Annotated in this window: 23 protein-coding genes; 11 read left to right on the top strand and 12 right to left on the bottom strand. The window is 51.6% G+C overall.

The genetic code is table 11. The features are described 5' to 3' along the window. Positions 1 to 148: 148 nt before the first annotated feature. Positions 149 to 736, bottom strand: coding sequence for a Yip1 family protein (locus OGX66_RS19990; protein ID WP_003840142.1), 588 nt, complete (start codon positions 734 to 736; stop codon positions 149 to 151). Positions 737 to 978: 242 nt separating this feature from the next. Here OGX66_RS19990 and OGX66_RS19985 point away from each other — a divergent pair, with 242 nt between their 5' ends. Next, entirely contained in the window at positions 979 to 1,548 is a 570-nt protein-coding gene (locus tag OGX66_RS19985) for a DedA family protein (RefSeq protein ID WP_003027365.1), read from the top strand. Positions 1,549 to 1,585: 37 nt separating this feature from the next. Here the strand turns inward: OGX66_RS19985 and mdtQ are convergent, their stop codons facing one another. Then, the gene (gene mdtQ, locus OGX66_RS19980; RefSeq protein WP_003840138.1) at positions 1,586 to 3,025 is read right to left on the bottom strand and encodes a multidrug resistance outer membrane protein MdtQ; all 1,440 of its coding nucleotides are present in this window, start codon (positions 3,023 to 3,025) and stop codon (positions 1,586 to 1,588) included. A gap of 169 nt (positions 3,026 to 3,194) precedes the next feature. On the opposite strand from mdtQ, the gene OGX66_RS19975 reads away from it, so the two are divergent. Next, entirely contained in the window at positions 3,195 to 3,929 is a 735-nt protein-coding gene (locus tag OGX66_RS19975; RefSeq protein ID WP_088903270.1) for a class I SAM-dependent methyltransferase, read from the top strand. 70 nt (positions 3,930 to 3,999) lie between these two features. Continuing rightward, entirely contained in the window at positions 4,000 to 4,083 is an 84-nt protein-coding gene (gene yohP, locus OGX66_RS24635) for a small membrane protein YohP (protein ID WP_015572324.1), read from the top strand. A gap of 68 nt (positions 4,084 to 4,151) precedes the next feature. Here yohP and dusC read toward each other — a convergent pair whose 3' ends face one another. The 6 genes from dusC to mhbT form a co-directional block, all read right to left on the bottom strand. Next, the gene (dusC, locus tag OGX66_RS19970) at positions 4,152 to 5,090 is read right to left on the bottom strand and encodes a tRNA dihydrouridine(16) synthase DusC (protein WP_048232377.1); all 939 of its coding nucleotides are present in this window, start codon (positions 5,088 to 5,090) and stop codon (positions 4,152 to 4,154) included. 61 nt (positions 5,091 to 5,151) lie between these two features. Next, positions 5,152 to 6,345, bottom strand: coding sequence for a 3-hydroxybenzoate 6-monooxygenase (locus tag OGX66_RS19965; protein ID WP_003840133.1), 1,194 nt, complete (start codon positions 6,343 to 6,345; stop codon positions 5,152 to 5,154). A gap of 14 nt (positions 6,346 to 6,359) precedes the next feature. Continuing rightward, positions 6,360 to 7,004, bottom strand: coding sequence for a maleylacetoacetate isomerase (gene maiA, locus OGX66_RS19960; protein ID WP_003840131.1), 645 nt, complete (start codon positions 7,002 to 7,004; stop codon positions 6,360 to 6,362). 8 nt (positions 7,005 to 7,012) lie between these two features. Then, positions 7,013 to 7,714, bottom strand: coding sequence for a fumarylacetoacetate hydrolase family protein (locus OGX66_RS19955; protein ID WP_003845199.1), 702 nt, complete (start codon positions 7,712 to 7,714; stop codon positions 7,013 to 7,015). 15 nt (positions 7,715 to 7,729) lie between these two features. Beyond that, positions 7,730 to 8,767 (bottom strand): gentisate 1,2-dioxygenase, encoded by a 1,038-nt coding sequence (gtdA, locus tag OGX66_RS19950; protein ID WP_003840127.1) that lies wholly within the window; start codon positions 8,765 to 8,767, stop codon positions 7,730 to 7,732. 11 nt (positions 8,768 to 8,778) lie between these two features. Further along, a complete protein-coding gene (gene mhbT, locus OGX66_RS19945; protein ID WP_088903268.1) occupies positions 8,779 to 10,137 on the bottom strand; it encodes a 3-hydroxybenzoate transporter MhbT in 1,359 nt (452 codons plus the stop codon). A 126-nt stretch (positions 10,138 to 10,263) separates the two neighbouring features. Between mhbT and OGX66_RS19940 the strand changes: the two genes are divergently transcribed. From OGX66_RS19940 to preA, 8 genes are all read left to right on the top strand, one after another. Further along, entirely contained in the window at positions 10,264 to 11,172 is a 909-nt protein-coding gene (locus OGX66_RS19940; RefSeq protein ID WP_003840122.1) for a LysR substrate-binding domain-containing protein, read from the top strand. Between the two features lie 131 nt (positions 11,173 to 11,303). Beyond that, positions 11,304 to 11,702 (top strand): CidA/LrgA family protein, encoded by a 399-nt coding sequence (locus tag OGX66_RS19935; protein WP_003027379.1) that lies wholly within the window; start codon positions 11,304 to 11,306, stop codon positions 11,700 to 11,702. Then, positions 11,699 to 12,394, top strand: a complete 696-nt coding sequence (locus OGX66_RS19930) for a CidB/LrgB family autolysis modulator (RefSeq protein WP_003027380.1) — start codon at positions 11,699 to 11,701, stop codon at positions 12,392 to 12,394. Before OGX66_RS19935 ends, OGX66_RS19930 begins: the two co-directional genes overlap by 4 nt. Before the next feature lie 148 nt (positions 12,395 to 12,542). Continuing rightward, positions 12,543 to 13,427, top strand: a complete 885-nt coding sequence (cdd, locus tag OGX66_RS19925; protein WP_003027381.1) for a cytidine deaminase — start codon at positions 12,543 to 12,545, stop codon at positions 13,425 to 13,427. Positions 13,428 to 13,561: 134 nt separating this feature from the next. Beyond that, a complete protein-coding gene (sanA, locus tag OGX66_RS19920; protein WP_003027383.1) occupies positions 13,562 to 14,281 on the top strand; it encodes an outer membrane permeability protein SanA in 720 nt (239 codons plus the stop codon). A gap of 2 nt (positions 14,282 to 14,283) precedes the next feature. Then, the gene (locus OGX66_RS19915) at positions 14,284 to 14,523 is read left to right on the top strand and encodes a DUF2542 family protein (protein WP_003027385.1); all 240 of its coding nucleotides are present in this window, start codon (positions 14,284 to 14,286) and stop codon (positions 14,521 to 14,523) included. A 233-nt stretch (positions 14,524 to 14,756) separates the two neighbouring features. Continuing rightward, positions 14,757 to 15,998 (top strand): NAD(P)-dependent oxidoreductase, encoded by a 1,242-nt coding sequence (locus OGX66_RS19910; RefSeq protein WP_016150652.1) that lies wholly within the window; start codon positions 14,757 to 14,759, stop codon positions 15,996 to 15,998. Further along, a complete protein-coding gene (gene preA / locus OGX66_RS19905) occupies positions 15,992 to 17,227 on the top strand; it encodes an NAD-dependent dihydropyrimidine dehydrogenase subunit PreA (RefSeq protein ID WP_088903267.1) in 1,236 nt (411 codons plus the stop codon). Before OGX66_RS19910 ends, preA begins: the two co-directional genes overlap by 7 nt. 57 nt (positions 17,228 to 17,284) lie before the next feature. Here the strand turns inward: preA and mglC are convergent, their stop codons facing one another. The 4 genes from mglC to galS form a co-directional block, all read right to left on the bottom strand. Beyond that, on the bottom strand, positions 17,285 to 18,295 hold the full coding sequence (mglC, locus tag OGX66_RS19900) for a galactose/methyl galactoside ABC transporter permease MglC (protein ID WP_003027393.1): 1,011 nt from the start codon (positions 18,293 to 18,295) through the stop codon (positions 17,285 to 17,287). 15 nt (positions 18,296 to 18,310) lie between these two features. Continuing rightward, positions 18,311 to 19,831 (bottom strand): galactose/methyl galactoside ABC transporter ATP-binding protein MglA, encoded by a 1,521-nt coding sequence (gene mglA, locus OGX66_RS19895; protein ID WP_003027396.1) that lies wholly within the window; start codon positions 19,829 to 19,831, stop codon positions 18,311 to 18,313. A gap of 71 nt (positions 19,832 to 19,902) precedes the next feature. Next, positions 19,903 to 20,901, bottom strand: a complete 999-nt coding sequence (mglB, locus tag OGX66_RS19890; protein ID WP_003027399.1) for a galactose/glucose ABC transporter substrate-binding protein MglB — start codon at positions 20,899 to 20,901, stop codon at positions 19,903 to 19,905. Between the two features lie 292 nt (positions 20,902 to 21,193). Next, positions 21,194 to 22,219 (bottom strand): HTH-type transcriptional regulator GalS, encoded by a 1,026-nt coding sequence (gene galS, locus OGX66_RS19885; protein ID WP_003027402.1) that lies wholly within the window; start codon positions 22,217 to 22,219, stop codon positions 21,194 to 21,196. Between the last annotated feature and the right edge of the window lie 32 nt (positions 22,220 to 22,251).

Raw genomic sequence — 22,251 nt, 5'->3', positions numbered from 1 at the left:
ACAACGCACACCGCCAGAGACTAAGTATTATCTCAAGCTAGCTCAGGCATCATAGCGATCCGGCAGGTTTGCCGCCACAGGAGAATCGTCTCGAAATGCTGCGTTGCTGACTTTTACGTCAACAACGCAGCGCAGACAGGTTTATCCGTCAGAATAATCGGTAGCCGTAACCCCACAGGATTACCGTAATAGCCAGTAGAACTTCCAGCACCAACACACCGATCGCCAGCGTCGAACTGGAAAAACTTAACCCTTCCTCGCGTGTGATATTCAGGAATGTCGGTATGCCGAGATAAAGTAAATAGCCGGTGTAAAACAACGCGATGGTCCCCACCAATGCGCACAGCCAGACCAGCGGATAAAGTGCGACCAGTCCGCTTAAAAACAGCGGCGTCGCGACATATCCTGCAAAAACCATACAATGCGCCAGCGACGGGCGCTGCGGGTAATTACGCGCCATCCACCAGATAACCCGCCCCATAACGGCGACGCCCGCCAGCATCACCCCGTAAAACAGAATTGCCATCGCAAATCCGGTCAACAGAGATAGCTTCAGGATATTGCCATCGCCAAAATTCCAGCCGATTTGTGTAGTACCGATAAACGCGCAAACCACCGGGATTGCCGCCATCAGCAGTACATGGTGGGTATAGTGATGCGAAACGCTTTCGTTTTCGCTGTTGATCACGTGCATTTCACGATCGGGATGGGAAAACAGCCCCCAGACATGGTTCATACCGCCCCCTTGTTGTCAGCTCCGGACCTCAACACTTCAAGTATAATTCAGCTTTTGATTATTTTATGTACACAGAAAAAATACCGAAGCGCCGGGTAAAAAGTTTGTTCAGGCGTAGGCATGATAAGCGAAGCGCCATCAGGCACTGGAGAGCTGAGCGACCTTAAGCGCTACTACGCGGCTTTTCCGGCATCAAATAATCATAGGGTGTATGCTATTAGCAGTGGAGGTCATACAATCGTATGGATATAAATCATTATGTTGCGCAATACGGCTATGCTGCGTTAATCATCGGCAGTCTGGCGGAAGGCGAAACCATTACCCTGTTAGGCGGCGTTGCGGCGCATCAGGGCGTCCTGAAATTTCCCCTGGTGGTACTCTCGGTCGCGCTGGGCGGGATGATTGGCGATCAGTTGCTTTATTTACTCGGACGTCGTTTTGGCGGCAAAATTTTGCAGCGTTTCTCGCGCCACCAGGCGAAAATTGATTACGCACAGAAGATAATCCAGCGACGTCCTTACCTGTTTGTAGTCGGTACGCGCTTTATGTACGGCTTTCGCGTTATTGGTCCCTTACTGATTGGCGCCAGTCACCTGCCGCCGAAGATCTTTTTACCGCTAAATATTCTTGGCGCGTTTGTCTGGGCATCGTTATTTACTACTCTGGGCTACATCGGTGGTGAAGTGATAGCGCCGTGGCTGCACAGCCTTGACCAGCATATCAAGCATGGCATCTGGCTGGTGCTGGTTATCGGGATTGTCGCGGGCGTCCGCTGGTGGATGAAACGGCGAAGCACGCGTAAAGCGCAATGAAGATGGCCCGACAGCAGAACACCGTCGGGCCGATTAATCAGGACGCGTGATAACCGCCGCCCAGCGCACTGGTCAACTGAATTGAGGCATCCAGCCATTGGCCCTGCAAAAGCAGACCGTTGCACTGCTCACGTAATGCCGGGATCTTTGCCTTGCTGACCCTGGAGCCCGCAATAATACCCGCATTAAAGCGTGCCTGAGCCAGCCCCACTACGCGCTGAGCGTCATGTTCAATCTGCTGCTGATGCTGATTTTTCTGCGCTAATGTTTCTACCTGCGATGCAGCACGTGCCACGTCATTCACCGCATCCACCACCGCTTTGTTGTAATTCGCCACCGTCAGGTTGCTTTGCGCTTTCGTAATATCGAGATTTGCGTTCAGCCTGCCGCTGTCAAAGATAGGCAGTGTCAGCCCGGCGGTTACGCCCATTTGCTGCGCGGAATGGCGGAACAGGTCACTCAGATGTAACGCATCCTGTTGTAAAAATGCCATCAGATTCACATCGGGATAAAAAGCCGCTTTCGCCGCATCAATGCTGCTCAGCGATGATTCAATGTACCAGTGCGCCGCCTGTAAATCCGGGCGGCGGGCCAGTAGCGAGTAACCCAATTGTGACGGGAGCTGGCTTTCGACCGCGGGCAGTGGGGTCGAATGGAGCTTCAGGGCAGTGGACTGGGCATTGGTCAGCGCGCTCAGCCGTGCTTCAATCACCTTCATTTTACCGCTGACATCATTCAACTGCTGCTCTGTTTTGCTGGAATCAATATCAGTTTCAACGCCTTCCACTGAAGAAGTTAGACCGTTTTGATACAGCTGACGATCGACGGTTATCACATTTTGCTGCTCGCTTTCGATTTGCGTCAGTACGGTTTTCAGCGCCGCCTGCGTCTGCCATTCCCAGTAAAGGCGGGAGACACCGCTCGCCAGCAGCTGCCGGGTTTGCTCGCGCTCAGCCTCACGTGCCTTAACGGCCCCAATGCGCGCCGTCACTTCAGCCCGATTTTTACCCCACAGATCCAGATTCCAGCCAGCGGTTAAACCAAAGGTTCCGTTGGTGTACCACGGTCCTGTTGTTCCGGCGGCCGGATCGGTAATGGCAAACGGTCCCATCAGCCCCTCAGCTGACATTCTCTGACGCTCAACGTCTGCGGAGAAGTCGATCTCCGGGCCATCCTGTGCTTCCACGGCCTTAGCCTGCGCCTCCGCCAGTTGAATGCGCTGTTCCGCTACCTGCATATCAGGAGAATTTCGCAACGTGCTGTCAATCAACGCATTAAGTTGTGGGTCGTGATATGCCCTCCACCACTGGCTGTCCGGCCAGCCATTTTTTAACGCGGCAGGCAATGTGGTATCGACATTCGCAGCAGGGGTCTGCTGTGACAGAGACTGGCGGTCATCATGCATAGGCGCACAGCCTGCCATCAGAACAAAAAGCGGCAACAATGCCGTGGTGATAAACACAGAATTACGATTCATGGATATATACAGGTAAGAAAAGATGTGCAGAGATTACGACTTGTCGCTTTTGCTTTTTTAGTTACGCGTGGCAATACATCTTTGGCAATAAAAATATAAAATCAGAAAAATATACACCTCGCGAATAATATAGGTTAAATAGTTTTAATAATTAATGGATGGAGATTTTATGTCACAGAATATCTATGACGATCCTGAGTTCTTTGCCGGATATGCCACGCTGGATCGTTCAGTAAAGGGGCTCGACGGCGCGCCAGAATGGCCGACAATACAAGCGATGCTCCCCTCTCTTCAAGGCAAAAACATTCTTGATTTGGGCTGTGGATATGGCTGGTTTTGCCGCTACGCACGCGATAATCAGGCTGCCAGTGTAATGGGACTGGATATTTCACAAAAAATGTTAACTCAGGCGCACAGTATGACGCAGGGTAATGGCATCGTTTATCAGCGTGAAGATATCGAAACGCTTACCTTGCCCCCAAATTCCTTTGATCTGGTTTATAGCTCGCTTGCCCTGCACTATTTGCACGATATAGAACGATTATTCGTAACCATTTACCAGTCATTAACACCGGGAGGTATGTTGGTTTTCTCTGCTGAGCATCCAATTTATACCGCACCGCTTAACCAGGGCTGGATCAAAGATAAAACCGGGCAACTCTCCTGGCCGATTAATCATTATCAGCAGGAAGGTGAGCGCATCAGTAACTGGTTTGCTGAGGGCGTCAAAAAACAGCATCGTAAGCTGGCGACCTGGATTAATGCGCTGATTGGGGCCGGATTCGACATCGTTTGTGTCGATGAGTGGGGACCTTCCGCGCAACAGATTGCTGAAAACCCAGCGTTAGATGAAGAAAAAGAGCGGCCGATGGTGTTTCTGCTCAGCGCACGTAAACCAGCATAACAGCGCCTCCAGGCAGAATGATTAATACTTTCCTATACTCAATCTGAACTTACCAAAAAAAGGAAAGTTAATGAAAATTCTGCTGTGGGTTATTCTGATTATTTTTCTGATTGGACTGTTGGTGGTAACAGGCGTGTTTAAGATGATTTTTTGATATTGCTGCCTATCAGCCAGTCCGGATAAGGCATTAGCATTTAATCCGGTCTGGCGCATCAGCTGTGTTCAAAGGGTAATAGCCTGAATCGCACGCGCGATATCCGGCGAACTGTTTAACGCACGAATTTCCTGAAACAGCGCGGTTGCCTCTGAATATTCTTTTCGCAGATACCCTAACCACTGCTTAATCCGCGCTACATGATACAGCCCGGTGTCCCCCTGCTTTTCAAGACGGGTATATTTTTGCAACAGCGTCACGACATCAGGCCACGGCATACGCGGTTCGTTGTATTTCACCACGCGGCTCAGGTTTGGAATATTTAATGCGCCACGTCCGATCATCACCGCATCGCATCCGCTGATGGCCATACAATCCTGGGCGCTCTGCCAGTCCCAGATTTCGCCATTCGCGATAACCGGAATAGTCAGTCGCTGGCGGATCTCGCCAATCGCCTGCCAGTTAATATGTTCTGCCTTATAGCCCTGTTCCTTGGTTCGACCATGCACCGCCAGTTCGCTGGCGCCAGCCTGCTGCACGGCATCGGCAATTTCAAACTGCCGATCGCTGTTATCCCAGCCCAGACGCACTTTCACCGTCACCGGGAGATGAGCCGGGACCGCCTCGCGCATAGCTTTTGCGCCCCGGTAGATAAGCTCAGGATCTTTCAGTAACGTTGCGCCACCGCCGCTGCCGTTCACCAGCTTCGACGGACAACCACAGTTCAGATCGACACCGTACGATCCCAGTTCTACCGCGCGCGCGGCATTCTCCGCCAGCCACTGCGGATACTGTCCTAACAGCTGAATGCGAACCAACGTGCCGGATGGCGTCCGGCTGTTGTTATGCAGTTCCGGGCAGAGTCGATGAAATACTTTTGCCGGCAGGAGCTGATCCACCACGCGCACAAACTCGGTGATGCACAGATCGTAATCATTCACTTCAGTCAGCAGCTCGCGCACCAGTGAGTCGAGCACGCCTTCCATCGGCGCCAGTAAAACACGCATATCGTCACCCGCAAAAAAAGAGGCGCTATGGTAGCGCCTCCGTTCGGGAGATTAAAGAGGCTCAACGTGGCAGCAGGCAGTTATCTTCTTTCCAGCCGTATAACCATTCCATACCGCGATAAAATTCCGCCTGCGATTTGTCTTTCCACAACAGATTACGCACCTGACGCTCGACACCTGCGGCATGGTAGACGCGTCCCATTTCGCGCGTTGACCAGACGATGCGTGCGGTACGCGGAATACGCACCGACTCATACAGCGCAAAGGCATCAGCCGCATCGCCGTCACACTGCTGTAACGCTTTACCTAGCGTGACAGCATCTTCCAGCGCCATACAGGCTCCTTGCGCCATATATTGCGCCACCGGGTGCGCGGCATCTCCCACCAGCGTGATGCGGTCGGTTCCCCATTTCTCTACCGGCTCACGATCGGCGGTTGACCAGCGCCGCCATGACGTCGGTTTATCCAGCATCTGACGGGGGCGTGGATGAATACCCGCAAAATAGGAGAGCACTTCCTCTTTGCTACCATCCTTCACCCCCCACTCCTCCTGCTGACGACTGTGGAAGGTCACCACCAGGTTGTACTGTTTGCCGCCGCGCAGTGGATAGTGCACCAGATGACAATGCGGTCCGGCCCACAATACCGGCGCGTTAATGCGCAAATCTTCCGGCATATCATCGCAATCAATCACGGCGCGATAGACCACGTGCCCGGTAACCCGCGGAGCATCGCCAATCAGAGACTGACGAACAACCGATTTTACACCGTCACAGCCCACCAGAATATCCGCCGTCCAGTTGTTGCCGTGCTCGTCAAATACCGTCACGTCATTCTCTGTCTGGCGAATATCAACCACATTAGTTGAAGTGCGATACTCAACGTTAGGATGCACCAGCGCCGCTTCCCAAACGCTGGCGTGAATATCAACTCGATGGATAACCGCATAAGGACCGCCAAAGTGATCGCGGAACGCCTGCCCGGTTTCAATCCGTACTACCTCTTTCGCATTTACCGCATCCATCATCGTGATGTGGTCGGTAAAAACGGCGCGTTGACGGGCAACTTCCCCCACGCCAAGGCTGTCCAGAGCAGAGAATGCATTCGGCCCGAGCTGAATACCTGCGCCAATTTCACCAATCTCGTGCGCTTTCTCCAGCAACATCACTTTAATGCCCTGACGGGCCAGCGATAGCGCGGTCGCCGCGCCGCCAATCCCGCCACCCACGATAATTGCGCGTGTCACTTTAGCCATTGTCGTTCTCCTTATCAGGCTGGAATTTTGTCTTGTTGATTCTCGGGCGCGGCGGCGATAAACGCCGGAAGTTGGGTACAGGCATCATATACCGCCTGACAGCGCGGATATCCGCTCAGATCGCAACCCATCCGCAACGCATTTGCCCACTGCGGGATCAGACAACAATCCGCCAGCGTCGGTGCGTCCCCCACGCAAAACGTCCCCGAGTGACTCTGGCGCAGCATTTGTTCCACCGCGCTTAACCCTTGCTGGATCCAGTGCGCATACCAGCGTTTTTTATCTTCTTCACTGACTTTTAACTCTTCGCTCAGGTAGCGCAGTACCCGCATGTTATTTACGGGATGGATATCACAGGCGATGGCATAAACAATTTCCAGCACCTTACTGCGCGTCGGGAAGTCAGCAGGCAGCAGCGGCGACTGCGGAAAGTGATGATCCAGCCAGTCGGTTATCGCCAGAGACTGCCCGAGTGATTCTCCGTCATCGGTCACCAGCGTAGGCACCAGCCCCAACGGGTTCATCCGCCGGTAGGCCAGTTCGTTCTGCTGACCAATGCGAATATTGACGCCCACCGTTTGGTAATCGAGCCCCTTCAGCGCCAGCGCAATGCGTACACGATATGACGCGGAGCTATTAAAGAAACTGTACAGCTTCATTATCCACCTCAGACAATCTTCACGGCGATGGGGGTTAAACCGTCTACGTTTCCGGTGATCACATCCCCTTTCACTACCGCCCCTACGCCTTCGGGTGTACCGGTGTAGATCAGATCGCCTGGCTGCAGTTCGAAAAAGCCTGACAGATAGCTGATGGTTTCATTCACAGACCAGATGAGGTGGCGAATATCGCTACGCTGGTGATCGTCGCCGTTGACCTGCAACCAGATTGGCGCATGGTTAACATCCACACTTTCGCTGGCTTTATGCAACGGCGCGATGGGCGCGGAGAGATCAAACGCTTTGCCGATTTCCCACGGACGCCCCATCTGACGCATCTCCATCTGCCGGTCACGGCGGGTCATATCCAGACCGGTGGCATAGCCCCAGATATATTCGTGCGCTTTTTCCAGCGGAATATCGCTGCCCTTTTTACCAATCGCCACCACCAGCTCTATCTCATAGTGATAGTTATCGGTCTGCGATGGGTACGGCAGTTCAAGGATCTGACCAGCTGCCACCGGGACTACCGCATCAGCAGGTTTACAGAAGAAGAATGGGGGTTCGCGATCCGGATCAAAGCCCATTTCACGCGCATGAGCGGCATAGTTACGGCCCACACAGTAAACGCGGCGCACAGGAAATTGTTCATCGCAGCCAACCACCGGAACGGTAACAGGCGCTTGTGGTTCGAATACATATTGCGTCATTTTCTCTCTCCCAAATTAATAGCGTGCTTCACGGAACAGCCCCAGCGCTTCCTGAACCGGTCTGTCCGAAAAACTGAATAAGACGGTATCTTCGTGGGTCTGGAACGACACGCCGTGCCAGGTCGGTACCACAAAAATATCTTTTGGCGAAAAGTTGAAGGTCTCGTTACCGATGGTGACCTGCCCACTTCCTTCCACCACGTGATAGATAGTGCTGTCAGTGGTACGCGCCATTCGTGAGGAAAAGCCCTGCGGCAACAGTTGCAGGAAGGTTCCCATCGAAGGCATGGGATAACCGCCGGTTACCGGGTTGACGTAACGCATCTTGTAACCGTCCCACTCATCGGCGTCGCCCATACGGGTCAGGTCATGTAGCGCTTCACGGCTGCGATCGTAGCGATAGTTAAAAATCGGCGATGAGTTACCCTTCTGATGACGCAGCGGCAACATATTGGCCGCGTAGCGCGGTAAGTAATCCCCTTCCTGGCGCGTGACCGGCTGCTGATCTTCCGGGTAGTCTTCCGCAAAGCCGCAGCCCAGCAGGTTCACCAGCGGCAGATCCAGACCGTCCAGCCACACCACCGGTTCACTGCCCGGGTTGCCGTGATCGTGCCAGCGCCACTGCGGCGTCAGAATAAAATCGCCTTCATGCATCTGGGTGCGCTCGCCATCCACGGCGGTAAATGCCCCTTTCCCTTCGACAATAAAGCGCAGTGCAGACTGGTTGTGGCGGTGACTCGGCGCAACCTCGCCCGGCATAATTAACTGCAATCCTGCGTACAGCGTTGGAGTGATTGAAGACTGTCCGCGCAACATTGGGTTTTCCAGCACCAGCACGCGGCGAATCGCCTCTTTCGCGCCAATCAGATCGCCACTTTCTAACAGCAGAGGGCGGATCTCCTGATAGTTCCAGTACGCAGGCGCGCAATGTGCGTTCGGTGTTGGCGGCACCAGGCGGTGCAGCGACTCCCACAGAGGGGTCAGATTCTGCCCGGAAATATGCTGGTAAAACTGCTGACGGCTGTTCTTAACATCCTGATTCAGTTCAGACATAGGGATTCTCCTTATTCATTCACAACACCTGCGCGAGGCAGAGTATTTGAGGCAGAGGCCGACTGGCGGATAACAACCGTCAGCAGCGTAAGCATCACCGCGCTGATGGCCGCCGGGACGGAAATAATGAAAAACAGGTTATCGAATGAGAAATTCATCGCCATCATCACGCCGCCAGAAAGCGAGCCGACAATCGCGCCGCAGCGCCCCACCGCATTAGACCAGCTGACGCCCGTTGCCCGGCTTTGTGTCGGATATAGCGTGGCGGTTAACGCATTTAGACCAACCTGAGAACCGCTGATACCAATGCCGGTGCCAAAAATAGCCAGAGCCATCAACCACAGACCGCTCTCGCTCAGGCCAATCATGACGATGCACACTGCGCCCAGTGCATAACTCACGGCCAGCACGCGGAAAGGATTGTATTTATCCATCAGCATGCCCAGTGCCAGCGCCCCCAGCGTTCCTCCAATCTGGAAGGCGGCAGTTACCCATGAGGCATGCTGCAGATCAATTCCACGATGGTTTAACAGCGTTGGCATCCAACTGGAGAGCAGATAAATAATCAGCAAGCTCATAAAGAACACTACCCATAGCATCAGGGTAATGGGCAGCTGTCGCCCGACGAACAGCTGGCGAATGCTTCCTTTAGCAATCGCTGTGTCCTCGTTGAGATAAAAATGGGTAGTGTCATAACGTTCCCGGGTGATGGCGCTAACGGTTCTGGCAATCACGTTTTGCGGCAGTTGGCGACGAACCTGCCAGCGCGGGGATTCCGGTAGCGCAAACAGCAGAGCCACAAACAGCATTAGTGGTAGAACGCCTCCCAGCACCAGAATGCCGTGCCAGCCAATAACCGGCACCAGTTGCGCGCTCACAATTCCACCCATCGCCGACCCCAGGGTAAATCCACAAAACATCATGGTCACCAGCGCGCCACGCCGCCGCGCTGGCAGGTACTCTGACGTCATGGTGATGGTATTTGGCATCGCGCCGCCCAGACCTAACCCGGTAAGAAAGCGCAAAATAACCAGCGTTTGTAGATCGGGAGAAAAAGCCGAAATCAGGCTCAGGGCGCCGAACAGCGCCACGCAGAGTTCAATCACCCGTTTACGGCCAAAACGGTCAGACAATGGGCCGCAGAGCAATGCGCCAGCGGTTAGCCCCAACAGGCCTGCGCCAAACAACGGCGCCAGATCGCCGGCAGTCAGCTGCCAGTGAGTACGAATGTCGGGAGCGATAAAGCCAATAGCTGCGGTATCAAATCCGTCGAGCATGACGACCAGAAAACAGCAAATGATAACGCGCCACTGGGTCTTACCGACGGGAGCGGAATCGATCAGTGCTTGTAGATCACGTTGATGAGTCATAGTGAATGCCTCAGTGCAGGTAGAGTAGATGTCTGTTTTGTTTTAGGTATGTTGCGACTTTGTATGTTTGGAGATGAAATGTACAATGGCTTTTCATGCAGAGGCATAACCTGGAGGTTATAGCAAATGGCAAATTGGGCGCAGAAACTTAAGTTGCAACACCTGCAAACGCTTATCGCGCTGGGCGAACAGGGAAATCTGACTCACGTCGCACGGATGATGAATATCACCCAGCCAGCGTTGTCAAAATGGTTATCACAGCTCGAAGATGAGATTGGCATCACCCTCTTTGAACGTCACAGCAAAGGCTTGCGTCCTTCCGAAGGCGGCAAGCTGTTACTGCAGCATGCCCAACGCCTGCTCAATGATATGGAACGTTCGCAATATGAAATCGCCCGTTTTAAGCAAGGCGGCCTGGTGGGAAGTCTGAAGATTGGCTGCTCACCCGTAGCGACCGACTGCGTTTCACTGGCAATACTGGGTTTGCTCAAAGAGTTGCCAACCCTGAACCTTAATATCGAAGAGAAAGTGATGACCCCGCTGCTGCACGATCTGCTCGCGGGTTCGGTGGATGTCGTCGTCGGTCGCGTCGGTGGCCGGGCGCTTCAGTTGCCGCTCAATTACCAGGTGCTGTATACCGAGCCGGTCTGTTTCGTCGCCCGTCCCGATCATCCCTTGGCAAAATATCCCTTGCTCACCTGGCACGATCTGGCGAACTGGCGCTGGATTGTCTGGCCAACAGGAACCCCTATCCGGATAAGCATTGATAACGCGCTGGTTGATAACGGCGTCATGTTGCCGGAAAACATCATTGAATCGGCGTCGATCAACGTCAGTACCAACCTGCTGCAAAGTAGCGATATGATCTCTATTCTTTCTTTGCGTCTGGCACAACGGTATGCCGCCCAGGGGCAGTTGGCTATTCTGAATCTGCCGAAGATTGAACAAAAAGGCAGCGTCGGCGTATTCTGGCGCAACAACGAAACACCTACTACCGCCCTGAATCGTTTTTTGTATTATCTGGCACAGGCTTAGCGCGGAGAGTTAGGGCCATCGCCCGATGTTCCAGATATCTATTTCCTCTATGCTTAGAATTCATGATGTGATCGGTAGCACGTTTTTAAGTTTAATTGTATGATGAATCAGTCTCGTCAAGGGTTTCAACTATGAGCAAAGCACTGAACGTTATCTGGCAATATTTGCGCGCATTCGTCCTGATTTATGCCTGCCTCTACGCAGGTATTTTTCTTGCGTCGCTACTTCCTATCACCATTCCGGGCAGCATTATCGGCATGCTGATTCTGTTTGTCTTACTGGCTTTGCAGGTGTTACCGGCAAAATGGGTTAACCCTGGCTGCTACGTGCTGATTCGTTATATGGCCCTGCTGTTTGTCCCGATTGGTGTGGGGATCATGCAGTACTTTGACCTGCTCCGCGCACAATTTGGTCCGGTAGTGGTGTCCTGTACCATCAGTACGCTGGTCGTTTTCCTGGTGGTGAGTTGGAGCTCGCACATTGTGCACGGTGAACGCAAAATCGTTGGGCAAAAAGGGTCAAAAGAATGATGTCGTATATCTGGTGGTCGTTACCTCTTACGCTGGCGGTATTTTTTGGCGCACGTAAGCTGGCTGCACGATTTAAAATGCCGCTATTGAACCCGCTGCTGGTTGCCATGGTTGTGATTATTCCCATTCTGCTGCTGACCGGCATTCCCTACGATCACTATTTCAAAGGCAGCGAAGTACTGAACGATTTACTGCAACCTGCCGTGGTCGCGCTGGCCTATCCGTTATACGAACAGTTGCACCAAATTCGCGCCCGCTGGAAATCAATCATTGCTATCTGTTTTGCCGGGAGCGTTGTGGCGATGGTAACAGGTACAACAATCGCTTTGTTGATGGGCGCATCACCGCAAATTGCCGCGTCTATCATGCCAAAATCGGTCACCACGCCTATCGCTATGGCCGTGGGAGGCAGTATTGGCGGTATTCCGGCTATCAGCGCCGTATGCGTTATTTTTGTCGGTATCCTCGGGGCAGTATTTGGTCATACGTTGCTTAATGCGATGCGTATTCGCACCAAGGCCGCTCGGGGGCTGGCAATGGGCACCGCGTCGCACGCCCTGGGTACCGCACGCTGTGCAGAACTGGACTACCAGGAAGGCGCGTTTAGCTCTCTGGCACTGGTTATTTGCGGCATTATCACCTCGTTGGTTGCCCCATTCCTGTTCCCGATTATTCTGGCGGTGGTGGGTTAACCTTCATTTTTTAGCTATTTATTTGCGATGCGTTGCACATTTTTCATTTAAGTTTCATAAGTTGCATACACAATGGGATTTGGATCACATATAAAGCCATAACGGGCCCGTAAACTACGATTCCATTACATTGTTATGAGGCATCGCCATGCATCCACGTTTTCAAACTGCTTTTGCCCAACTCGCGGATAACTTGCAATCAGCCCTGGCCCCTGTTCTGGCGGATGCGCATTTCCCCGCCATGCTGACTGCTGAGCAGGTCTCTTTGCTGAAACGCGAATCGGGACTGGACGAAGACGCGCTGGCATTCGCTCTGCTGCCGCTGGCTGCGGCCTGCGCGCGTACTCCACTGTCCAATTTCAACGTTGGGGCTATTTCTCGCGGCATCAGCGGCAACTGGTACTTCGGTGGGAACATGGAGTTCCTGGGCGCGACCATGCAGCAAACTGTTCATGCCGAGCAAAGCGCTATCAGCCACGCCTGGCTGCGCGGTGAAAAAGGGCTCGCCGCCATCACCGTCAACTACACGCCGTGCGGCCACTGTCGCCAGTTTATGAACGAACTAAACAGCGGACTGGATTTACGTATTCATCTGCCGGGACGTGCGCCACATGTGCTGCGCGATTACCTGCCAGATGCCTTCGGCCCGAAAGATCTGGAGATTAAAACGCTGCTGATGGACGATCAGGATCACGGCTTCGCACTGCAGGGCGATGCGTTGACCCAGGCAGCAATCACCGCTGCCAACAGATGTCATATGCCGTACAGCAAATCCCCAAGCGGCGTGGCGCTGGAGTGTAAAGATGGTCGTATTTTTAGCGGCAGCTATGCTGAAAATGCTGCTTTTAACCCAACCCTGCCACCACTGCAAGGCGCGTTGAACCTGTTGAATCTGAACGGTTATGATTATCCAGATATCCAACGCGCCGTGCTGGCTGAAAAAGCCGATGCGCCGTTAATTCAGTGGGATGCGACGTCTGCCACACTGAAAGCACTGGGCTGCGACAATATAGAGCGCGTGCTACTCGACTAAGTCGTGTTGCCCGATGGCGTAACGTCATCGGGCAACAGTGACTAAAATCCCCTCAATCAGATTGCTGTTTCTTGCGCTACGTCTTCGGGTAAAGTAGCCTGATTGAAATTCCATCCAAATAACGAGTTTTCTGCATGTTAAAGCGCGTGTTTTACAGCCTGTTAGTCCTGCTAGGCTTGCTGCTTTTGACTGTGCTTGGACTCGATCGGTGGATGAGCTGGAAGACTGCTCCCTACATTTACGACGAACTGCAGGATTTACCCTACCGCCAGGTAGGAGTGGTTCTGGGCACGGCGAAGTATTACCGCACCGGCGTCATCAATCAGTATTACCGCTACCGCATTCAGGGCGCATTGAACGCCTATAACAGCGGGAAGGTAAACTATCTGCTGTTAAGCGGCGACAACGCACAGCAAAGCTACAACGAACCCATGACGATGCGTAAAGATCTGATTGCCGCAGGCGTCGATCCCGCTGACATCGTGCTTGATTACGCCGGGTTCCGAACGCTCGACTCCATCGTGCGTACCCGTAAGGTGTTCGATACCAACGATTTCATCATTATTACCCAGCGATTCCACTGTGAGCGTGCCTTGTTTATTGCGCTCCATATGGGTATCCAGGCCCAGTGCTACGCCGTACCTTCGCCAAAAGATATGCTCACCGTGCGGGTACGTGAATTTGGTGCCCGTTTTGGCGCACTTGCCGATCTCTACATTTTTAAACGTGAACCCCGCTTTTTAGGCCCACTGGTCCCTATCCCTACCATGCATCAGGTACCGGACGATGCACAGGGATATCCGGCAGTCACGCCTGAACAACTGCTCGAATTACAAAAGAAACAAGGAAAATAAGCATGGATGTACAAACCCTTTTCGTCGTGTTGGCCTTTCTGCTCATTCCCGTGTTTTGTTTTCGTGAAGCCTGGAAAGGCTGGCGCTCGGGAGCCGTAGATAAAATTAAAAAGAATGCGCGCGAACCGGTTTTCGCTTATCGCAATCAAGAGCCGCTGCAATTTTGGTCTTACGTACTGGTTTATGCTGGATGCGGGTGCTTATCCTTCGGTATGGTTATTTACTTAGTTTTTTATCGATAACGCATTTGCCTTTATATTAGCGTTTGAGAATAGCTAATATTTTGATAATAGTTACCATTTCAAGATAAGGGATTAATGCTGCCCGTCAGCATTTCCCTCAAACTATCTTCTATTTGTGAATCCTTTCACAGAATACTCTTCCTGCAGTGCTTAGCCTTAAGAATAGCCTTTCACTTTTTATATTTTGTTATTAACGGTTTGCCTTAATTTACTCAAGCATTAAGGAAGAAAATATGCCACAACAAAATTATCTGGATGAGCTCACGCCTGCTTTTACCCCATTATTAGCAATAAAAGAGGCTTCCCGCTGTTTATTATGTCACGATGCCCCCTGTAGTCAGGATTGCCCAGCGCAAACCGACCCGGGGAAATTTATTCGCTCCATTTATTTCCGTAATTTTAAAGGCGCAGCCGAAACTATCCGCGAAAATAATGCGCTCGGTGCGGTGTGCGCTCGAGTTTGCCCAACCGAAAAATTATGCCAGCGCGGGTGTACGCGTTCAGGAATTGATAAACCTATCGATATTGCGCGTCTGCAGCGCTTTATTACCGATTTTGAACAGCAAACCGCGATGAAAATCTATCAGCCGGCAACAAAAACGCTGGGCAAGGTCGCTATTATCGGTGCAGGTCCGGCAGGATTACAGGCCAGCGTAACGCTGAGCAATCTTGGTTATGACGTAACCATCTTCGAAAAACAGGCTCAGCCAGGCGGCTGGTTGCGCTATGGCATCCCAGAGTTTCGTTTGCCGCATTCGGTTTTGGATCATGAAATTGCCCGTATCGTTGAAATGGGCGTGACCATCAAGTGCAATTGTGAAGTCGGCAATGCCCTTTCCGTTGAGCAACTCAAAGCAGAATATCGCGCCGTACTGGTTACCCCAGGTATGTCTTACGGCTCAACATTGCCTCTTTTTGAGAAAGCGAATCACGTTGAAATTGCCGTCGATTTTCTGCAACGCGCCCGACAAGCCAGCGGCGATATTACCGTCGCCAAAAGTGTATTGATCATCGGCGGTGGCGATGTGGCGATGGATGTCGCCAGTACGTTGAAACTGCTGGGCTGCCCGTCAGTCACCTGTGTCGCGCGTGAAGAACTGGCTGATTTTCCGGCCAGCGATAAAGAATTCAGCAGCACCCAGGCATTAGGCGTGTCGATTATTGACGGTTTCACGCCCGTGGCGGTAAGCGGAAATCAAGTTACCTTTAAGCACGTACGCCTGCCAGGCGAACTCATGCTAGAAGCCGAGCACATTATTCTTGCCGTCGGTCAACACGCTCAGCTTGATAATTTCGCCACGTTAAAGCCACAGCGCAATCTAATCAATACGCAAAACTACCAAACTGCTGATCCGGTTCTGTTTGCTGCAGGCGATATTGTTGAAGGCGATAAAACGGTCGTTTACGCCGTGAAAACCGGAAAAGAAGCCGCTCAGGCCATTCATCACTATTTAGAGGGAGCTTGCTCATGTTAACGAAAGATCTTTCTATTACCTTTTGCGGCGTCAAATTTCCCAACCCGTTCTGCCTCTCTTCCTCCCCGGTGGGCAACTGTTATGAAATGTGCGCCAAAGCCTATGATAGCGGTTGGGGCGGCATTGTTTTTAAAACGATCGGTTTCTTTATTGCGAATGAAGTTTCCCCACGTTTTGACCATCTCAGCAAAGAAGATACCGGCTTTATTGGCTTCAAAAACATGGAGCAAATTGCCGAGCATCCGCTGGAGGAGAATCTGGCTGCTATTCGGCGACTGAAACAAGACTACCCGGATAAGGTCCTGATTGCGTCGGTCATGGGGGAAAATGAGCAGCAATGGCAGGAACTGGCCCGCCTGGTTGAAGAAGCGGGTGCAGATATGATCGAGTGTAACTTCTCCTGCCCGCAAATGACCTCGCATGCTATGGGCAGCGATGTAGGACAAAGCCCTGAGCTGGTTGAAAAATACTGTCGGGCGGTTAAACGCGGTTCGTCCCTGCCAATGCTGGCTAAAATGACACCAAATATTGGTGATATGTGTGAGGTGGCGCTGGCGGCAAAACGCGGAGGAGCCGACGGTATCGCGACCATCAATACGGTTAAATCCATCACTAATATCGACCTGAACAGGAAAATCGGGATGCCGGTCGTCAACGGTAAATCTAGTATTTCCGGCTACTCCGGCAAGGCCGTTAAACCTATTGCTTTGAGATTTATCCAACAACTACGCATGCACCCTGAACTGCGGGATTTTCCGATTAGCGGCATTGGAGGAATTGAGACCTGGGAAGATGCCGCCGAGTTTTTACTGTTAGGCGCGGCCACGCTGCAGGTGACCACCGGGATCATGCAATATGGATATCGGATTGTGGAGGACATGATCAGCGGGCTGTCACATTACCTCGCCGATCAAGGGTTTGACTCACTGGAGGAGATGGTGGGTCTGGCCAATGCCAATATCATCCCCGCCGAGGAGCTTGACCGTAGCTACATTGTCTATCCGAACATCCATCTTGATAAATGCGTCGGCTGTGGTCGTTGCTACATCTCCTGCTATGACGGCGGGCATCAGGCGATGGAATGGAATGAGGAAACCCGTACACCGCACTGCAATACAGAAAAATGTGTGGGATGTTTATTGTGCGGTCACGTTTGCCCGGTAGCCTGTATTGATCTGGGCGAGGTGAAATTTAAACCCGGAGAGAAAGAACATGCGTTAACGTTGTAACGCAGATAAAAAAGCCCGGTGCAGGTTGCGCTGCACCGGGCTTTTTACATTGTACGATTACTTCTTACGCGCGTACTTCAGTGAGTCCAGCGCGACCGCGAAGATGATAATGCCGCCCTTGATAATATACTGCCAGTAAGGGTTTACGCCGATGTAGGTCAGACCGTAGTTGATGACGGTGAAGATAATCACACCGGTCACCACGCCAAACACGGTACCTACCCCGCCGCTGAACGACACGCCACCAACCACGCACGCCGCAATCGCATCCAGCTCATACATAAAGCCGAGGTTGTTGGTCGCCGAGCCGATACGCCCGGCTTCCAGCAAACCACCGAAGGCATAGAACACGCCAGACAACGCATAGATAATCAACAGGTTCAGCGCAACGTTTACCCCAGACACTTTCGCTGCTTCCGGATTTCCGCCGATGGCGAAAATGTTTTTACCGAAGCGGGTCTTGTTCCACAGCACCCACACAAAGGCCACGGCAATCAACGCGTAGAAGGTGATGTAGGAGAGTCGGAAACTGCCCAGTGCAATAAAGCCCTGTGCAAAGGTTGAAAATCCGCTGTCAAAGCCAGAGATTGGCGATGCGCCGACGAAGTCGTAGTACAGGGAGTTGATCCCATAAACGATAATCATCGTACCCAGGGTGGTGATAAACGGCGTCACGTTCAGGTAAGCAATGATAATACCGTTCACCAGACCGATAATGGCACCAATCACGCAGACAATCAGCACCACTACAATGATCGGCATCGTCGCCATTTCCGGGAACACCTTGTTGGCATTCTCCATCGACTGCAACAAAGTCGCTGCCACCACTGCCGCCAAGCCAACCTGACGCCCCGCCGACAGGTCGGTCCCTTGGGTAACAATCAGTCCAGCCACACCCAATGCGATAATAATACGCACCGAGGATTGTGTGAGAATATTACTCAGGTTTAGTAAGCTTAAGAAAGTGGGATCCTGGAAAATAATAATCGCCAGCAAAACCAAAAGAACAACGTAAATTCCGCCTTCTTTCAGGTAAGTAAGAAAACTTTTCTTATTTAACGCACTCATGAGGAGCCCCTAATCTTAAAGGTGCAAAGACGCAAGACGGAGGATTTCGTTTTGCGTTGTTGTTTTAGTGTCAACAATTCCGGCAACGAGACCATTGCTCATCACCAGAATACGATCGGTAATACCCAGCAGCTCCGGCATTTCAGAGGAAATAATAATAATCCCCTTATCCTTTTTCGCGAGTTCGGCAATTAACTGGTAAATTTCAAATTTCGCGCCAACATCGATTCCACGCGTCGGTTCATCCAGCATCAGAATTTCTGGCTGCGTTAATAACCAACGACCAATAACCACCTTTTGCTGATTACCGCCAGAAAGTGAACCGATTTGCGTACGATGGCCCGGTGTTTTCACCCTCATGGAGTCAATTACCCACTGGGTGTCACTCTTCATGCGGGAATTATCCAACAGACCGACTTTGTTTTTGTAATTTTGGATATTAGAAATTAACGAGTTAAAACCAATGTCCAGATACGCATAAATACCGGTTGAGCGGCGCTCTTCCGTGACCAGCGCAAAACCATGGTTGATGGCTTCATTTGCACTGTGGTTATTAATCTTTTTGCCGTGTAGCGTAATTGTACCCGATGATTTCTCACGAATACCAAAAAGCGTTTCAACAATATCCGTGCGTTTTGCACCCACCAGACCGGCAATCCCGAGAATTTCCCCTTTGTGTAAATCAAACGAGATATCACGAATCGACGGCTGACGCAGCGAGGTCAGGTTACGCACTTGCAGAATGACTTCACCAGGTTTGTTTTCTTTATCCGGAAAACGTTGGTTCAGTGAACGCCCTACCATCATGGCGATGATCTTATCCATATCCAGCCCTTCCAGCGGCTGGGTCGCAATCCACTGGCCGTCGCGTAGAACGGTAATTTCATCACACAGCTGGAAGATTTCTTCCATTTTGTGAGAAATATAAACAATACCGCATCCACGCTCTTTCAGCTTACGGATGATGGTGAACAGATGATTAACTTCTTTCTCGGTTAACGATGACGTTGGTTCATCCATGATGACGATTTTGGCGTCATAGGAGAACGCCTTCGCAATTTCAATCATCTGCATTTGTGAAACGGATAATGTGCCGACGCGCGCACGCGGATCGATATCAATATCCAGTTCATCAAATATCGCTTTGGTATCGCGGTACATTTTTTCCTGATCGACAAACATGCCTTTGGTGGGATAGCGTCCCAGCCACATGTTGTCCATCACAGAGCGTTGTAATACCAGGTTTAATTCCTGGTGTACCATCGAAATACCATTCTCAAGCGCTTCCTTAGCAGAATGAAAGTCGATTTCTTTACCCTGAAATAAAATACTGCCGGAATCTTTTTGATAGATGCCGAAAAGACATTTCAATAATGTTGATTTCCCCGCGCCATTCTCCCCCATTAAGGCGTGAATAGAATGCGGGCGGACTTTTAAATTGACATTATCAAGCGCCTTAACGCCGGGGAAGGACTTGTTGATGCCGGTCATTTCCAATAAGTATTCGCCTGACGACTGAGTATGTGTGCTGACCATAATTATACCTTGTTGGCCTTGCAGAGTGCGTTATTAAGGGCGCAATGAAATTGCGCCCACAGACGGAGTATTTACTTATTGGTGAACTCGGCCAGATTATCTTTATCGACACCTACGTACGGAACGCGAACAATCTTGTTCTCAATTTTCCAGTTAGTGCCATCTGCCGCACCTTTGCCATCAGCCAGGTTTTTCGCCAGATCAAAGGTGGCTTTCGCCTGGTTATTCGCATCGTTCAGCACGGTACCGGCCATAGCGCCAGATTTCACCAGCGCCAGTGCTTCAGGCAGGGCATCCACGCCAAATACCGGTACGCTGGTTTTATTGTGTGCCTTCAGCGCTTCAACTGCGCCCATTGCCATCGCATCGTTGTTGGCGATAACGACTTCGATTTTGTTCGCGTTCGGACCGGACATCCACGCATCCATCTTATCTTTCGCCTGAGCGGTATCCCACATTGCAGTATCTAACTGCAGTTGCTCAGTTTTAATGCCTTTGTCGTTCAGCTCTTTAATCACGTAAGTAGTACGTGCTTCAGCATCCGGGTGTCCCGGTTCGCCTTTCAGCAGAACAAACTGAATTTTGCCGTCTTTGTTCAGGTCCCAGTTCGGGTTAGCTGCCCAGTGTTTGGCAATCAAATCACCCTGAATAATACCGGACTCTTTAGAGTCAGTACCGACGTAATACGCTTTGTCATAGCTGTCCAGCGCCTTGCGAGAAGGTTCTTTGTTGAAGAACACGATCGGTACGTTCTGTCCGCGTGCTTTTTCAATGACCGTGCCTGCAGCTGCCGGGTCAACCAGGTTAATCGCCAGTGCTTTAACGCCTTTTGCCAGCAGCACGTCGATCTGATCGTTTTGTTTGGACTGGTCGTTCTGCGAGTCGTTCATCAGCAGTTGTACATCTGGCGCCGCTTTGGCATCTTTTTCAATAGCCTTACGTACCACTGACATAAAGTTATCGTCATACTTATAGATAGTCACACCAATACGGGTATCAGCAGCGTGCGCAGCCGCGCCGAATAACATGCTTGCCATTACAGCAGACAGGGTCAACACCTTCTTATTCATGGTATCTCCGGTTTTATTATGCAGGGTAGTACTTGAGATAAATGCTCGGCAGGCAGAACGTTACTGAAGTGTTACTGAACGCCGAAGCTCACTTTTAAAAATATTTCTTCCGTGTCTGGCAACGCTCCCAAAACAGGCTTTAATTATCGTTTAAGGCAGCTATACCTCGATGAAAGTGATTATTCACCGTTACATAGTAGTTACAGCGCAACAAACAGTGTCATCATAGCTATCGCATTGTTAATATACTGTGAATTTACTCACATATTGAAAGCGGTTACATCGCGATGCGTTATAAGTTAGTGATCGGTGCCGCATTCTGCCGCAGCGCCACTGAATGGCGACGTACCAGCGTCGGCATAAAGCAATGCGTCGCCTGCGGATCCAGCGTGCCAGCCGCGCCCTGTAGTGCAAGCTCCGTCGCCATTTTTGCCATAGAGGCAATGGGATAGCGCACGGTGGTTAGCTGCGGATCGGTGTAACGCGCGATGGGAATATCATCGAAGCCAATGATTGAAAGGTGTAATGGAATAGCGATACCGTTATCTTTTAGCGCTGTCAGCGCGCCAGCGGCCATATTGTCGTTATAAGCGAAGACTGCCGTCAGTTGTAAATTGCGCCCCAGCAGTTCCACCATCGCAGACTCTCCGCCCTGCATATCGGGCGAACCGGTGCCGACCCAACTTTCTGCCGCAACAATCCCCTGCTCTTTCAGAGCAGTTAACCACCCTTCTTTGCGCATGGTGTCATCTTCAATGCGATGGCTTGATGCCAGATAACCGATGCGTTGATGACCATTATTCAGCAACATACGGGTCGCCATTTTAGCGCCGCTGATGTTATCCAGGCAGACGCAACGGTGGGCGTAACCCGGTACCAGGCGATTGATCAGCACCATGCCGGGGATTTGATCCATAAACTCGGCCAGTTCCCGATCGCTCAGTGCTTTAGAGTGTACAATCAATGCGTTACAGCGTTGGCGAATCAACACCTCAATGGCATGACGTTCTTTTTCCGCCTCATGGTAGCTGTTGCCAATCAGGACATACTTCTGATGCTGTTGGGCAACCATATCCACGGCTTTTACCAGCGCGCCAAAAAACGCATCTGATACATCCATGACGACAACACCAATCGTGTCGCTTACCTGCGTCGCCAGCGCTTGTGCGTTGGCATTAGGTCGATAGCCAAGCTGAGTGACTGCTTTCATTACCGCTTCACGCGTATCGGGACTCACCAGCGCACTGTTGTTCAATACGCGGGAAACGGTCGCTACAGAAACGCCAGACTGCCGTGCCACATCACGAATGGTTACCATATTCACTGCCCTGTTTTAGATTGCGGCTGCCC

Source organism: Citrobacter sp. Cf072, assembly GCF_030334485.1.
In the GTDB taxonomy this organism is placed as follows: Bacteria; Pseudomonadota; Gammaproteobacteria; order Enterobacterales; family Enterobacteriaceae; genus Citrobacter; species Citrobacter freundii.
This window is presented reverse-complemented; position numbering and strand designations above follow the sequence as displayed.

Excerpts from the sequence above, each read along its gene's own strand:
- sanA (WP_003027383.1), top strand. The coding sequence starts at position 13,562 with ATGTTAAAGCGCGTGTTTTACAGCCTGTTAGTCCTGCTAGGCTTGCTG.
- mglA (WP_003027396.1), bottom strand. The coding sequence starts at position 19,831 with ATGGTCAGCACACATACTCAGTCGTCAGGCGAATACTTATTGGAAATG.
- OGX66_RS19985 (WP_003027365.1), top strand. The coding sequence starts at position 979 with ATGGATATAAATCATTATGTTGCGCAATACGGCTATGCTGCGTTAATC.
- mdtQ (WP_003840138.1), bottom strand. The coding sequence starts at position 3,025 with ATGAATCGTAATTCTGTGTTTATCACCACGGCATTGTTGCCGCTTTTT.
- cdd (WP_003027381.1), top strand. The coding sequence starts at position 12,543 with ATGCATCCACGTTTTCAAACTGCTTTTGCCCAACTCGCGGATAACTTG.
- OGX66_RS19910 (WP_016150652.1), top strand. The coding sequence starts at position 14,757 with ATGCCACAACAAAATTATCTGGATGAGCTCACGCCTGCTTTTACCCCA.
- gtdA (WP_003840127.1), bottom strand. The coding sequence starts at position 8,767 with ATGTCTGAACTGAATCAGGATGTTAAGAACAGCCGTCAGCAGTTTTAC.
- mhbT (WP_088903268.1), bottom strand. The coding sequence starts at position 10,137 with ATGACTCATCAACGTGATCTACAAGCACTGATCGATTCCGCTCCCGTC.
- OGX66_RS19915 (WP_003027385.1), top strand. The coding sequence starts at position 14,284 with ATGGATGTACAAACCCTTTTCGTCGTGTTGGCCTTTCTGCTCATTCCC.
- OGX66_RS19940 (WP_003840122.1), top strand. The coding sequence starts at position 10,264 with ATGGCAAATTGGGCGCAGAAACTTAAGTTGCAACACCTGCAAACGCTT.
- OGX66_RS19965 (WP_003840133.1), bottom strand. The coding sequence starts at position 6,345 with ATGGCTAAAGTGACACGCGCAATTATCGTGGGTGGCGGGATTGGCGGC.
- dusC (WP_048232377.1), bottom strand. The coding sequence starts at position 5,090 with ATGCGTGTTTTACTGGCGCCGATGGAAGGCGTGCTCGACTCACTGGTG.
- maiA (WP_003840131.1), bottom strand. The coding sequence starts at position 7,004 with ATGAAGCTGTACAGTTTCTTTAATAGCTCCGCGTCATATCGTGTACGC.
- yohP (WP_015572324.1), top strand. The coding sequence starts at position 4,000 with ATGAAAATTCTGCTGTGGGTTATTCTGATTATTTTTCTGATTGGACTG.
- mglB (WP_003027399.1), bottom strand. The coding sequence starts at position 20,901 with ATGAATAAGAAGGTGTTGACCCTGTCTGCTGTAATGGCAAGCATGTTA.
- mglC (WP_003027393.1), bottom strand. The coding sequence starts at position 18,295 with ATGAGTGCGTTAAATAAGAAAAGTTTTCTTACTTACCTGAAAGAAGGC.
- OGX66_RS19935 (WP_003027379.1), top strand. The coding sequence starts at position 11,304 with ATGAGCAAAGCACTGAACGTTATCTGGCAATATTTGCGCGCATTCGTC.
- OGX66_RS19990 (WP_003840142.1), bottom strand. The coding sequence starts at position 736 with ATGAACCATGTCTGGGGGCTGTTTTCCCATCCCGATCGTGAAATGCAC.
- OGX66_RS19955 (WP_003845199.1), bottom strand. The coding sequence starts at position 7,714 with ATGACGCAATATGTATTCGAACCACAAGCGCCTGTTACCGTTCCGGTG.
- OGX66_RS19930 (WP_003027380.1), top strand. The coding sequence starts at position 11,699 with ATGATGTCGTATATCTGGTGGTCGTTACCTCTTACGCTGGCGGTATTT.
- OGX66_RS19975 (WP_088903270.1), top strand. The coding sequence starts at position 3,195 with ATGTCACAGAATATCTATGACGATCCTGAGTTCTTTGCCGGATATGCC.
- preA (WP_088903267.1), top strand. The coding sequence starts at position 15,992 with ATGTTAACGAAAGATCTTTCTATTACCTTTTGCGGCGTCAAATTTCCC.
- galS (WP_003027402.1), bottom strand. The coding sequence starts at position 22,219 with ATGGTAACCATTCGTGATGTGGCACGGCAGTCTGGCGTTTCTGTAGCG.